Source organism: Faecalispora jeddahensis (genome assembly GCF_000577335.1).
Taxonomy (GTDB): domain Bacteria; phylum Bacillota; class Clostridia; order Oscillospirales; family Acutalibacteraceae; genus Faecalispora; species Faecalispora jeddahensis.
On the sequence record NZ_CBYL010000007.1, the window covers coordinates 24,163 to 36,140 of the forward strand.

An 11,978-nucleotide genomic window follows, 5' to 3' on the forward strand; every position below is an offset into this window, starting at 1 on the left:
ATATGATATATCGGATTGAGTCGCAAATAATTAACTTTTTCCCTTTCATTTCTATAAATTTTAATTTTAGAGGTACCCGTTTATGGCAGATAACCTGAGAATCACTACTCCAATTCCCGGCGGAGAAAATGTGAACCGGATGAATCCCGCAAGGCCGACCGACCGTGCCGTGATCAATCCGGCGCTGGTACCGCCCGCCAATGCCGACCGTCAATCCGGCCAGCAAGGCAGCACCGAATTTTCGTTTCTTCTGAACCGGAACTCCGTATTCAACCGCTTTATTCAGCAGCTTGGCAGAACGCCGGATCTTTCGCAGAGCCTGGGCAAGCTGGTGTTTGAGGTTATGGGACGGGCCGGTGCGGAAAAGGGAGCCGGTGTTTCCGACCCTCTGCGCCAGCTGACGCAGGCCATCAATATGGGGCGCGAGGACATTGTGCAGAACCTGCTGTTTCAGGAAAACAACAGGACGCAGTTTTCGGGCGCGCTGTTCCAAATGATGCGGCAGGTACTGGAACAAAACCCAAACAAGACATTAGAACAGAAAACGGCGCAGTTTCTGAAGGCCTTTAACGCCTACACCGGCGCCGCAGACACCACCCGCGCGGTGACCCGCAGGCTGATCCAGATCAGCGAGCAGATCCCGCAGCCTTACAGCGGCCAGCTGCAGCAGATGGCACAGGAGCTGACCGAAGAGCTGCCGATTGAAAATCTGAACCGGAACCTCTTTACACTCAAGGAAAAAATTATCCCGTTTATCCGGCGGTACATTTCCGCCACCAACGACTTTGGCCGTGTGCGCGACAACATCACGCTGCTGGTACACGACCTGTCGCGCCTGAACATCAGCTCGCGCGAGGAGCTGGCGGAAAAATTCACCGCTCTGCTCGATTACTGCAAATATGATCTGGATTTCCCGTCCCAGAAGCTCAACGAAATGACCTCTGTCTTTCTGGATCACATGGGCCGCCTGGAAACGCCCAGGGAAAACAAGCTGTTGGATTCCGTGCTCAGACTCCTGACGGAGAACGCGAACGGCCCGTCGCAGCGTGGGCAGGAGCTATTCCAGAACACACTCACTTCCCTTTTGATGGACAACAGCGTATATATGCCGTTCCATCATCTGTTTCTTCCCCTCGCCTTTGAGGGCAAGTACCTGTTCGGGGAAATCTGGATCGAAAAAGAAGAGGAATCCGACGGACGGCGGACGGCGGAGGAACAGGAACGCAGCCGCCAGATCATTCTGACATTTGACATCAAGTCCAGGGGCTACTTTGAAGCCTTTCTGACACTGACCGGAAAAAAGATCAGCGCACGGCTTAACTGCCCCGCGGAATTCGCCCCCGACGCCAAAGTGATCAGCGCGGCCGTTGCCGGTATTTTTGCCCGGAACGGCCTGGAACCGGAAACGGTGGAGCTGTCGGCCGGGGCCCCTCCCTCGGCTGCAAAAACCATTCTGAAAAAAATACACGAGGGAAGGCGAATCGTCGATGTCACAGTATAACAACAACAAGCAGCGTGCGGCTGCCCTGCGCTATTCCGAGGCGGAAAACCACGCTCCGGTCGTCGTGGCGGCGGGAGTCGGCTACACCGCATCCAAAATCATAGAGGTCGCGCAGGAAAGCAACATTCCCGTTTTTCAGGACGATGCGCTGGCCTCTCTGCTGTCGCAGATGAATATGGGCGCTGAAATCCCGCCGGAGCTGTACCAGGCCGTAGCGGATTTGTACCTGTACTTTCTCAATTACGGCGAGCCGCAGGCGCCCCCGGCGGCCCCCGATGCTCCAAAGGCCCCCTCGGTGCCCGAAATGCCGGACTTCTCTGAAGAATGATCTGTTTCGGCGCCTCTTTTTTTGAGAATACTCTTCATTTTCTTTTTTGTATGGCCGATATAGTAATTGAATCATAAAACAATTTGACGTATATTCTTTTCAAATTAACCGCCGCGGCCGCGGCGGAAGAAGTGGTGAAATAATATGAGTAATAATCTGAATCCGGTTTCCTCCCTGACGGCAGGGAACGCAGCAAAACTGAACTCGTCTGAAAAATATCTGACCTTCTATATCGATCGTCAGATTTTCGCGATTCCCAGCAGCCAGGTAGTGGAGATCGTACGCATTCAGGCAATCACACTGATGCCGAAGCTGCCCCCGTATGTAAAGGGCGTGATCAACCTGCGCGGCAAGATCGTGCCGCTGATCGACCTGCGGCTGAAGCTTTCAAAGCCCGAGCTGGAATACGGTGAACAGACAAGCATCGTGGTAACGCAGTGGGATGACGCCATCATCGGTCTGATCGTAGACAGTGTAGACGACGTGACCGACATCGCCGTCGCGGACGTCAACGAAACGCCGAGCCTTGGGCGTGAAAAAAGCAATCCCTTTGTGACCGGGATCGTGACGCTTTCCAAAGGGCCGGCTCTTCTGCTGAATTTAAAGCGGATTCTGACCGAAAACGAAGACGAGCATCCGCAGAGCAAAGAAGACGCGGAAGGCCAGCCGGAAGACAAGGGAGCCTGACGGATTTTATTCCCGTTTTGGGTCTCTTTTGCGGCAATACAAAAACTCATTTAATATCACTTTGAAAGGGTGACTAGAGTGGAAGATACCATCGATACCATCGACTTTCTGGACACAGCCAATCAGGAGATCGACGGAAAATATCTGACCTTTTTTCTGGACAGCCAGCTCTTCGGCGTCCCGATTTCCGACGTGGTGCAAATCATCGGCATGCAGGAAATTACCCCCGTGCCGGATTCGCCGGTCTATGCCAAGGGCGTGATCAATCTGCGCGGCAGCATCATTCCGCTGATCGATATTCGGCTTCGCTTCGGCAAACCCGAACTGGAATACAACGACCGCACCTGCATTATTGTGACGAAGCTGGAAGAGGCCTATATCGGCTTTCTGGTGGATTCCGTCAATGAGGTTTCTGTCATTGAAGAGGAAAATATTTCGTCTACCCCCACCGTGATTTCCGGCAACAGCGCCAACACCTATGTCACCGGAATCGGACGGCTGCACGGCAAGGTCGTGCTGCTGGTAGACCCGAAAAAGATTCTGAACAACGATGAAATCAAACAGGTGGAAAAAGCGCTGGATCAACTGTAAAATCATTCTTCCGAATTGACAGAAGTCGGAAAGGAACCTTCAGAATGCAGAATAAAAGACGTCATCTTTCTTTGAAAGCAGAGCTGCTGATCATTACGCTGGCCATTGTGCTGCTGTCGATCGTTTTGGGAATCGCAGCCGCCGTTCTTTACACCCGGCAGCTGCTGATTCCGGCCATTTTGGTGCTGCTGGCCACCATCCTTCTGGCGTCAGTGGTCACATGGCGCGTTGCGCATATTTTACAGAGCGCCCTGAACATGATCAAGGACAGCGTCAGGCGCCTGGGCCGCGGCGATTTTGATGTAGAGATCGAGTTTGCCATGCAGGGGGATATCGACGACCTTTGCGGCGCGGTAAACGACACCGCAGTGGAGCTGAAGCAGAACGTAACCGGAATTGCGACGACGCTCGATCTGATTACCTCCGGAAAGATCCATATCGTGGACAAACGGAGCTATGCGGGTGATTTTACCCGGATTCAAAACTCGATGCGGCAGCTTTCAGAAATTCTGCTGCAGAACGTTTCTTTGATCTCCAGTACATCGCGGGAGGTAACCGACGGCTCGGAGCAGGTGGCTAGCGCCTCTCAGTCCCTGGCCCAGGGAGCCACCGAGCAGGCCAGCTCGATTCAGGAGCTTTCCGCAGCCATACTCGATGTTTCTGAGCAGGTAAAACAGAACGCATCCGACGCTTTGGACGCCAATTCCGCTTCTGCCCTTGCGCATGAAAAGATTCAGGACGTGGCAAAAGAAACGGAAAACATGATGCAGGCAATGGCGGAAATCACAAGCTCGTCCAATCAGATCGGCAACATCATCAAAACGATCAACGACATTGCCCGCCAGACGAACATTCTTGCTTTGAACGCCGCCGTCGAGGCCGCGAGAGCCGGTTCCGCCGGAAAAGGCTTTGCCGTTGTAGCCGAGGAAGTACGCAATCTGGCCAGTAAAAGCGCCGAGGCTGCGCAGAATTCCACCGCTCTGATTGAAAATTCCATTCAGGCCGTGGAAAAGGGCAAGGACATTGCGGACCAGACGGTAAAGACCATGCAGGAGGTTCTGGATGCCACCGAAAAATCAACGGACCTTGTGAACCGGATCGCTTCCGCCTCGGAAGCGCAGTCCACCTCCATCAGCCAGATCAGCCTTGGGGTAGATCAGATTTCCTCGGTGGTGCAGACCAATTCCGCCACAGCGGAGGAAAGCGCCGCTTCGAGCCAGGAAATGGCCGATCACGCGGTACAACTGCAGCGTTTGGTGGAATACTATTCGTTGGATGAGGTTGTCGTTTCCTGATAAATCCCCAATAGGCTGGATTCATGACAACAAATTCAGTTTTAAATTTTATACGATCCTGCTTTCAGGGCGGCCGGAATTTCCGGCCGCCCTACTCATCAAAAAAACAGCCTGCAGACGCAATGTCCGCAGGCTGTTTACAGCTTTATAGCATCATTCAACGATCTTTTCTTCCTGTTCCTGATCCTCCTCAAGCTCTTCATCCAGATCTTCTGTGGAGATATTACAGGCATTCTCGATCACGAGAGAAAGGTAGTTACGGTCGTTGTACAGATCGAGTATTTTGTCCGGCTCACTGAGCAGCCGGATCTGAGGACGAAGCGGATGCCGGACATTCTGCGCCACAACAATCGCGATTTCCCCGTTGCTCAGCCTGACACACGAACCAACCGGATAAGGAGAAACCTTTCTTAAAAACGCCTCGACCACTTCCACGTCAAAGGCGGTGCCGCTCCCTCCCATGATATATTCCAGCACTTCTGTGGGAGAAGACGGCTTTCGGTAAGGGCGGACGGACGTCAGCGCATCATACACATCCGCAACCGCAATAATACGGCCAAACAAAGGGATGCTGTCTCCTTTCAGGCCGCTGGGGTAACCGGAACCGTCAAATTTTTCATGATGCGTCAATATGCCGGCACAGATTTTTTTGCTGACAAGCTGGTGCTTTAGAAAAAACTCGGCGCCCTTATAAGGGTGGAGCTTCACAATTTCAAACTCTTCCGGAGTCAGCTTGGCCGGTTTTGCAATAATCTCAATCGGAATAGACATCTTCCCAATGTCATGCAGCAGTGCGCAAAGACCCAGATCATACAGATCCTTGGTCTTCATTCCCATGGAAATCCCAATGGCAATTGCCAGAATCGACACGCCCAGTGAATGATTGTAAGTATAGTCATCGTACAGCTTTAAGTTAAAAATGCTGAGTTCGATATTTTTGTTGTTTTTCAGTGCGGTAACAAGCTGTTTAGAAACATCCAGAGTCTGATTGATATGGCTGATGTTGATACTCTGCGCATTCTTATCAAACATCTCGAAAACGTGTTCGAGATTGGTGACAGCTTCCTGCTTGAGCGCCCTTTTAATCGGCGGCCGAGGTCGCGGCAGTCTGTGTGCCGACTGTTCCTCTTGATCATCATCGGAATGGATATATGCCCCTAAAACCTGCAGTTCGCAAAGCTTTTGAATGTACGCGCTGGTCAAAACCTGCCCGGAACGCAACATGGCGACTTTACAAGTCTTGTAATCATACAAATATACGTCCCGATCCAGCCTCATGCCTTCTTTCAGCTGATCGATTGGAACAAAATTCATGTGCTTCCTTTCTTTCTTGCTCACATCGCTGAGCAATAGTACAACAAAACTTATGCACTAAGTGTACAATATTCATTTGGGAAATGCAATTGTTATTTCCGAAAATCGCAACTAATTCTTCTGTTTTTTTTCCTAAGGATTTATGAAAATAGTACGATATATAAGGTAAGAAGTATTTTTATCGGACAGGAGGATTTCAAAATGTCTTCTTTAACCACCAATTCCAGCACATCTTCCTCTTCCCTTTATGCAACCGCAAGCTCTTCCAAGCGTCTTACCGGCCTGATGTCGGGATTAGATACCGACGAGCTGGTCAAACAGCTCACGATCGGAACACAGAATAAAATCGACTCTGCCAATCAGAAAAAACAGATTGCCACCTGGCAGCAGGAGGCTTATCAGGCCCTTATCAAATCGATTTCTGAGTTTCAGACCAAATATTTTAATTCTTCTTCCAGCAGCAACAGTATTTTAAACGCAAGCTTTTTCAACAGCACTTCCATCGTAAACAATTCTTCTTATGTAAAGCTCAGCGGCCTTGCCAACGTTGCGCAGAACATGCAGATCAAATCGATCACGGCGCTTGCTAAGCAGGCTTCGTATGTTGCCACCAATAAGGTATCTTCCCAGGCAATTCAGACCGGGGAGATTCAGTCTGAATGGACAAAGAGCGCCGTGACCGGCGCCACCATGAAGATCAGCTTCGAGGGGAAGGATTACACCCTGACGGTGGGTTCCGACGGCAAAACAACACAAACTTCTGATATTGTGAATCAGCTCAATCAGCAGCTCAAGGATCAGGGGCTTGGCGATAAGCTTGGTGCTTCTGTTGATGCGGACGGAAAATTCATTCTGAAAAACAAAGATGATTCTTCATCCTCTGCCGTTACCATTAAAAGCGGATCGGACGCCCTGCTCAGCGGGCTTGGCCTGAAAGCGAATGATTCCGGTACCGCGGTGACGGGATCGGACGCGGTGAATGAAGCGTATTTTACCAACCATTCGATCGCGGCCGGTTCCAAATTAAACCTGAAGATCGACGGCAATGATTATACCTTTACCGTTTCTTCCGCCCTCTCGCTCCCGGTTGGCACTGTGGATGAAAACTACAGCAAAGCACTGGAAACCGCATTGAATGACGCGGTAAAAACAAATACGGATTTAAAAGGAAAGATTAACTTCTCCGTAGACAGCAGCGGAAACGTTTCGTTGACCTCTACCGAGGGGAAATCGATCGAGATCACGGATGGAAGCAAGAGCTTACTGAACGGCTTGGGCTTTTCCAGTGGTGGAACCATTTCTACCACCGGAACAGTCAATCAGAGCGAACTGTATAAAACCTATCTGGATGAATCTCTTTCCGGCTCTACCCTGACGTTTGACCTGAACGGGCTCTCGAAAACCATCTCCTTTGACGCAACCCAGGCAGGGAGCTATGACACACCGGAAAAGCTGAAAGATTATCTTCAGACCAAATTGGATTCTGCTTTTGGCAGCGGAAAGGTTCAGGCCGTAATAAAAGACGGCGGTCTTTCCTTTACAACAACGGGAAGCGATACAGATGTTCTGACCATTTCTTCCTCCAGCAAAAGCGGTGTGCTTGGTGTGGACGGCGCTTTACGGGTATATGCCGGTGAATCGAACCGCATCAACCTGAACAAAACCCTGCGGGACGTACAGAAAGAGTTGTCTACAGGACTGGAAACGGATGGATCTGACCTGTTGTCGGAATACAAGATTTCTGTCAACGGAAAAGATTTTACCTTTAAGGCAACCGACAATATCAACACGATCATGAAAACCATCAATAATGATTCGGACGCCAACGTTACCATCTCCTATTCCAGCACTCTGGATCGATTCAGCATCGTTTCCAAGAACGGCGGCGCCAACAGTCAGATCGATATTCAGGACAAAACCGGAAACTTGTCACAGGTTCTGTTCGGATACAGCTCGATCGATAAAGATACGGAAGTAGACGGTAAAAAAATCGTTCAGGCAGGTCAGGACGCCGAGCTTGAGGTCAGCTTCGATAACGGGCAGTCCTTTACGAAAATCACCCGCAGCAGCAACAGCTTTACCATGGACGGCGTGAACTTTGAGCTGCAAAAAACAACGACCGGTTCCGATGTCAGTGAAACCAACCCCATTACCTTTTCGGTAGAATCGAAAACCGATGATCTTGTGACAAAGATCAAAACGTTTATCGACGATTACAACGCGATTCTGACCACAGTCAACGGTTTGATCTCAGAGAAGAAACCGACCGACGCGACCTATGCCCCTTTGACGGATGATCAGAAAAGCGAAATGAGCGAAAGCCAGATCACCGCATGGGAGAAAAAGGCAAAGCAGGGCCTGTTGTTTAACGATTCTCTGCTCAGCAGCTTTGCTCAGGATTGGCGCCACAGTATGACGGATGTGGTTTCTTCAATGAGCAGCGCTTTGTATCAGGTCGGTATCTCTTCCTCCAGCTATTCCGATAACGGAAAGCTGACTGTGGATGAGGACAAGCTCAAAGAGGTACTGAATTCCGACCCCGATAAAATTGCCCAGTTATTTACCTCTACGGATGGTATCGCCACACGGATGCAGAACGTCATGAAAAAATACGCGAATGACAGTCTGGTAAATACCGGCCTCTTCATCACAAAGGCGGGTTCCTCCACCAGCACGGTAGATACGAGCGAATTGGCGAAGAAGATGAAAGAGTACGATACACAGGTAAAAACGCTGAAAACGCGCCTGACCTCACAGCAGGAATATTATTATAATAAATTTACCGCTCTGGAAACTTATATTGCACGGATGAATAGTCAGGCAAGCTTCTTTACGCAGTCCAGTTCTACCTGACGGTAAAATCAGAGGTGTATCATGCAAAGTAATGCAATTTTTCAATACAAACAGCAGTCTGTATCCACCATGTCGCGCGGGGAGCAGCTGATCCTTCTGTTCGATGAAGTCATAAAAAATCTTCATCATGCTTCTCTGCTGATGAAGCAGAACGATTATACCAATTCTGAAAAATGCACCGAAAAGTGCAAAAACATTTTTCAGTATCTTTCTTCCGTACTGAACTTTAAGTATCCGATTTCGAAAGAGCTGTATGATTTATACTACTTCTGCAATCAGCAGATCATTCGTTCAGAAATCCGCCGCGACCCGCAGCTTTTGGATGATCTGCTCCCGCTTGTCAACGAGATGCGCGATACCTGGGTACAGGCGGAAAAACTGGTTCATATGAAGAAATAAAGAATACCGCAGAAAAGATTGGAGTATATCATGCTTACACAGGACATTTTGGTATGCCTGGAGCAAAAGAAAATCCTGATGGAACAGATTTTGAACATCACCAAGCAGATGGAGGTTCAGTCGCTGGAAGAAACAGTTGATCTGGACTTGCTGCTGGAACAGCGCGGTCAGCTGATGCAGCGGGTGGACAAATGCAACCTTCTGATTCGATCGAAAACAGAGCTTCAAGACTCCGCTGAACAGGAAAGACTGCGCGATTTGATGTCTTTGCAGTTAGAAGAGGAAACCTGTTCCCCGGACGAAAAACGGGCCCTGAATTTGGTTTCTGAAATCAATGCACTGTTTCGCCAGGCTGCCGCTCTCAATCGTTCCACAATGGATCTTTTGTTGGTACAGCGTGAGAATTCAAAGAAACAGCTTGCCGAGCTGAAACAGCAGGGTGAGCAAAACAATTTGTTTACTTACCAGTAAGCAGCTCGGCAAAGGCATAGTGTTCCGGCAGCGCCGGACACTATGCCTTGTTTTTTCCTTCCAAAGCGTGTAAAATGAGAACAATATAATACTATCGCTTTAAAATAGTGAGTGATTTTTTCCTCGCCTGTGGGGAAAGGAATCACTGTACTTACATCAGGCTGTTTGAAAGTGAATTGACTGTACAGGCTTACGAAAAGCAACATCATTACAAGAAAGGATCTATTCTGTTTTCCATGATTTTCGATATGCATGTTCACATGTTCCCAGATTTTCTGGCCAAAAAAGCTCTTTCCGGAATTGGTGAGACCAGTCATGTTCCCCCCGTGACAAAGGCCACGCTTTCCGATACCAGAGACCGTTTGAAGGAATGGGGGATTTCCGGTGCGGCCGTCATGAATATTGCAACCAAGCCGGAACAGCAGACCAACGTGAATGACTGGGCCGCAGAGGTTCAGGATGATTTCTTTTACTGCTTTGGCTCGGTTCACCCGGACGCACCGGACGCCGTCGGGGAGCTTTGGCGCATTCGCGGTCTGGGGCTTTACGGGGTCAAGATGCACCCGGAGTACCAGCGCTTCTTCGTCGATGATAAAAAGGCATACCCCGTCTACGACGCACTGCAGGAATTGGGGCTGCCCGTTACTTTTCATGCGGGGTGGGACCCGGTTTCCCCCAATGTGGTGCATACGCCGCCAAGGGCTCTGGCAAAGGTGGCGCGTGATTTCCCGCGCATGACCATTATCGCGGCACATATGGGCGGAATGAGGCGCAGCGAAGAAGCCGAGGAATACCTGATCGGTATGGAGAATGTTTATCTCGACACCTCGATGTCTTACCTGCTCATAGACCCGGAGCAGGCCAAACGAATGATCCTGCATCACGGTCCGGACAGGGTGCTCTACGCCAGCGACTGCCCCTGGAGCCTGCCGAAAGAACAGATGCGCTATCTGGAACAGCTGGATCTGCCGGACCGCATGCTGGAGGACATTTACTGGAACAATGCCCGTCGGCTGTTGGGTCTGGACGAAATCTCCGGGCGGATATGACCCGGAACAAAGCGGAGGATATTCCGATGAGAAATATTATGGTCACCGGCGGCGCCGGTTTTATTGGGAGCCACACCTGTGTGGAGCTGCTGCAGAACGGTTACGATATCTGCGTAGTGGATAACTTCAGCAACTCCTCCCCTGCCGCACTGGATGCGGTGCGCACGATTACCGGCCGCGATTTCCCGTCCTACTGCTGCGATCTGCTGGAGGAAGAGAAATTGGGGCAGATTTTTGAGGAACAGCAAATCGACGCGGTCATCCATTTTGCGGGCCTGAAGGCTGTGGGAGAAAGCGTTCAAAAGCCTGTTCTGTATTATCACAACAACGTGACCGGCACCCTGAATCTGCTGCGGCAGATGGAGCTGCACGGCGTCAGGCGGCTGGTATTCAGTTCCTCCGCCACGGTATACGGGGAAAACAATCCCATCCCTTACCGGGAGGACATGCCCACCGGGCAGACTACGAATCCCTATGGCACAACGAAAGCGATGATCGAACAGATTTTGCAGGATCTTTGCAAAAGCGACAGCCGCTGGAACACCATGCTGCTGCGCTACTTCAACCCGATCGGCGCGCACCCCAGCGGACTGATTGGAGAAAACCCGAACGGTATTCCCAACAATCTGATGCCATACATCATGCGGGTAGCGCAGGGCTCTCTGCCTTATCTGAACGTGTTCGGCAACGACTACCCCACCCGCGACGGCACCGGCGTGCGGGATTATATTCACGTCTGTGACCTCGCTGTGGGCCATGGTAAGGCGCTGGATGCGCTGTTTGCACAGGAGGGCGCCAGCATCTACAACCTGGGAACCGGGCACGGAAGTTCTGTTCTGGAGGTCGTAAAAACCTTTGAGCAGGAATCGGGAGTCCCCGTACCGTACCAATTTGCTCCCCGGCGGGCCGGCGATCTGCCGGAATACTACGCCGACGCTGCCAAAGCGCAGCAGGAGCTGGGCTGGCAGGCCCGTTACACATTGGCCGATATGTGCCGCGACTCCTGGAATTTCATCTGCAAACAGGGAAGCACGGAAAAGAAAGCGGGTGATTCGGAATGAACCTTGTCATCGAATACAACTGCGACCAGATCGACTGGAAAGAGCTGACTCATGTCGTCGAAACCGCAGGCCTTACTCCTCACACGCCTGAAATGTTCCAAAAGGCGTTTGAAAACAGCTTTGCCGTTGTTTTTCTGCGGGACGGACAGCGCCTGATCGGCTGCGCACGCGCCCTTTCCGACGCGGTGGTTCAGTCCGCCCTTTACGACGTCGCCCTGCTGCCCGAATACCAGGGGCAGGGGCTCGGCAGAACCTTACTGGAGGAGATGCTCCGGCAATTGCCGGACGGCAACACCATCCTATACGCATCCCCAGGAAAAGAAACCTTTTACGAGCGTTTCGGCTTTGGCCGCCTGAAAACCGGAATGGGGAAATTCCTCGACCCGGAACGCGTCCGCCAAAAAGGGATGCTCGAATAATAAAATGGCC

The 11,978-nt window shown here is 50.9% G+C and carries 12 protein-coding genes; 11 read left to right on the forward strand and 1 reads right to left on the reverse strand.

The annotated features are described in order from the left end of the window. Positions 1 to 82 precede the first annotated feature (82 nt). The 5 genes from TY09_RS04280 (at position 83) to TY09_RS04300 (ending at position 4,402) form a co-directional block, all read left to right on the forward strand. The gene (locus tag TY09_RS04280; protein WP_042431490.1) at positions 83 to 1,501 is read left to right on the forward strand and encodes a BAR domain-containing protein; all 1,419 of its coding nucleotides are present in this window, start codon (positions 83 to 85) and stop codon (positions 1,499 to 1,501) included. Beyond that, entirely contained in the window at positions 1,488 to 1,829 is a 342-nt protein-coding gene (locus TY09_RS04285; protein WP_009063061.1) for an EscU/YscU/HrcU family type III secretion system export apparatus switch protein, read from the forward strand. The genes TY09_RS04280 and TY09_RS04285 overlap by 14 nt, the downstream gene beginning before the upstream one ends. A 144-nt stretch (positions 1,830 to 1,973) precedes the next feature. Then, a complete protein-coding gene (locus TY09_RS04290) occupies positions 1,974 to 2,516 on the forward strand; it encodes a chemotaxis protein CheW (protein ID WP_042431492.1) in 543 nt (180 codons plus the stop codon). A 78-nt stretch (positions 2,517 to 2,594) separates the two neighbouring features. Beyond that, entirely contained in the window at positions 2,595 to 3,107 is a 513-nt protein-coding gene (locus TY09_RS04295; protein WP_009063149.1) for a chemotaxis protein CheW, read from the forward strand. Positions 3,108 to 3,151: 44 nt separating this feature from the next. Further along, positions 3,152 to 4,402 (forward strand): methyl-accepting chemotaxis protein, encoded by a 1,251-nt coding sequence (locus tag TY09_RS04300; RefSeq protein ID WP_009062984.1) that lies wholly within the window; start codon positions 3,152 to 3,154, stop codon positions 4,400 to 4,402. 153 nt (positions 4,403 to 4,555) lie between these two features. Here the strand turns inward: TY09_RS04300 and TY09_RS04305 are convergent, their stop codons facing one another. Beyond that, on the reverse strand, positions 4,556 to 5,716 hold the full coding sequence (locus TY09_RS04305) for an HD-GYP domain-containing protein (protein ID WP_009062972.1): 1,161 nt from the start codon (positions 5,714 to 5,716) through the stop codon (positions 4,556 to 4,558). A 201-nt stretch (positions 5,717 to 5,917) separates the two neighbouring features. Here TY09_RS04305 and fliD point away from each other — a divergent pair, with 201 nt between their 5' ends. From fliD to TY09_RS04335, 6 genes are all read left to right on the forward strand, one after another. Further along, entirely contained in the window at positions 5,918 to 8,569 is a 2,652-nt protein-coding gene (gene fliD / locus TY09_RS04310) for a flagellar filament capping protein FliD (protein WP_042431497.1), read from the forward strand. Positions 8,570 to 8,590: 21 nt separating this feature from the next. After that, the gene (gene fliS / locus TY09_RS04315) at positions 8,591 to 8,968 is read left to right on the forward strand and encodes a flagellar export chaperone FliS (RefSeq protein ID WP_009063137.1); all 378 of its coding nucleotides are present in this window, start codon (positions 8,591 to 8,593) and stop codon (positions 8,966 to 8,968) included. 30 nt (positions 8,969 to 8,998) lie between these two features. Further along, a complete protein-coding gene (locus TY09_RS04320; protein WP_009062978.1) occupies positions 8,999 to 9,439 on the forward strand; it encodes a hypothetical protein in 441 nt (146 codons plus the stop codon). A gap of 236 nt (positions 9,440 to 9,675) precedes the next feature. Continuing rightward, the gene (locus TY09_RS04325; protein WP_042431580.1) at positions 9,676 to 10,488 is read left to right on the forward strand and encodes an amidohydrolase family protein; all 813 of its coding nucleotides are present in this window, start codon (positions 9,676 to 9,678) and stop codon (positions 10,486 to 10,488) included. A gap of 26 nt (positions 10,489 to 10,514) precedes the next feature. Further along, a complete protein-coding gene (gene galE, locus TY09_RS04330) occupies positions 10,515 to 11,549 on the forward strand; it encodes a UDP-glucose 4-epimerase GalE (protein ID WP_042431499.1) in 1,035 nt (344 codons plus the stop codon). After that, positions 11,546 to 11,968 carry a GNAT family N-acetyltransferase gene (locus TY09_RS04335; RefSeq protein ID WP_042431501.1) on the forward strand — a complete coding sequence of 141 codons (423 nt, stop codon included), beginning with the start codon at positions 11,546 to 11,548 and terminating at the stop codon, positions 11,966 to 11,968. Before galE ends, TY09_RS04335 begins: the two co-directional genes overlap by 4 nt. The last annotated feature ends 10 nt before the right edge of the window (positions 11,969 to 11,978 follow it).

What these genes read in the sequence shown, in the direction of transcription:
- TY09_RS04300 (WP_009062984.1), top strand. Translation starts at nt 3,152, where the DNA reads ATGCAGAATAAAAGACGTCATCTTTCTTTGAAAGCAGAGCTGCTGATC.
- TY09_RS04335 (WP_042431501.1), top strand. Translation starts at nt 11,546, where the DNA reads ATGAACCTTGTCATCGAATACAACTGCGACCAGATCGACTGGAAAGAG.
- TY09_RS04285 (WP_009063061.1), top strand. Translation starts at nt 1,488, where the DNA reads ATGTCACAGTATAACAACAACAAGCAGCGTGCGGCTGCCCTGCGCTAT.
- TY09_RS04325 (WP_042431580.1), top strand. Translation starts at nt 9,676, where the DNA reads ATGATTTTCGATATGCATGTTCACATGTTCCCAGATTTTCTGGCCAAA.
- TY09_RS04320 (WP_009062978.1), top strand. Translation starts at nt 8,999, where the DNA reads ATGCTTACACAGGACATTTTGGTATGCCTGGAGCAAAAGAAAATCCTG.
- TY09_RS04290 (WP_042431492.1), top strand. Translation starts at nt 1,974, where the DNA reads ATGAGTAATAATCTGAATCCGGTTTCCTCCCTGACGGCAGGGAACGCA.
- fliS (WP_009063137.1), top strand. Translation starts at nt 8,591, where the DNA reads ATGCAAAGTAATGCAATTTTTCAATACAAACAGCAGTCTGTATCCACC.
- galE (WP_042431499.1), top strand. Translation starts at nt 10,515, where the DNA reads ATGAGAAATATTATGGTCACCGGCGGCGCCGGTTTTATTGGGAGCCAC.
- fliD (WP_042431497.1), top strand. Translation starts at nt 5,918, where the DNA reads ATGTCTTCTTTAACCACCAATTCCAGCACATCTTCCTCTTCCCTTTAT.
- TY09_RS04305 (WP_009062972.1), bottom strand. Translation starts at nt 5,716, where the DNA reads ATGAATTTTGTTCCAATCGATCAGCTGAAAGAAGGCATGAGGCTGGAT.
- TY09_RS04280 (WP_042431490.1), top strand. Translation starts at nt 83, where the DNA reads ATGGCAGATAACCTGAGAATCACTACTCCAATTCCCGGCGGAGAAAAT.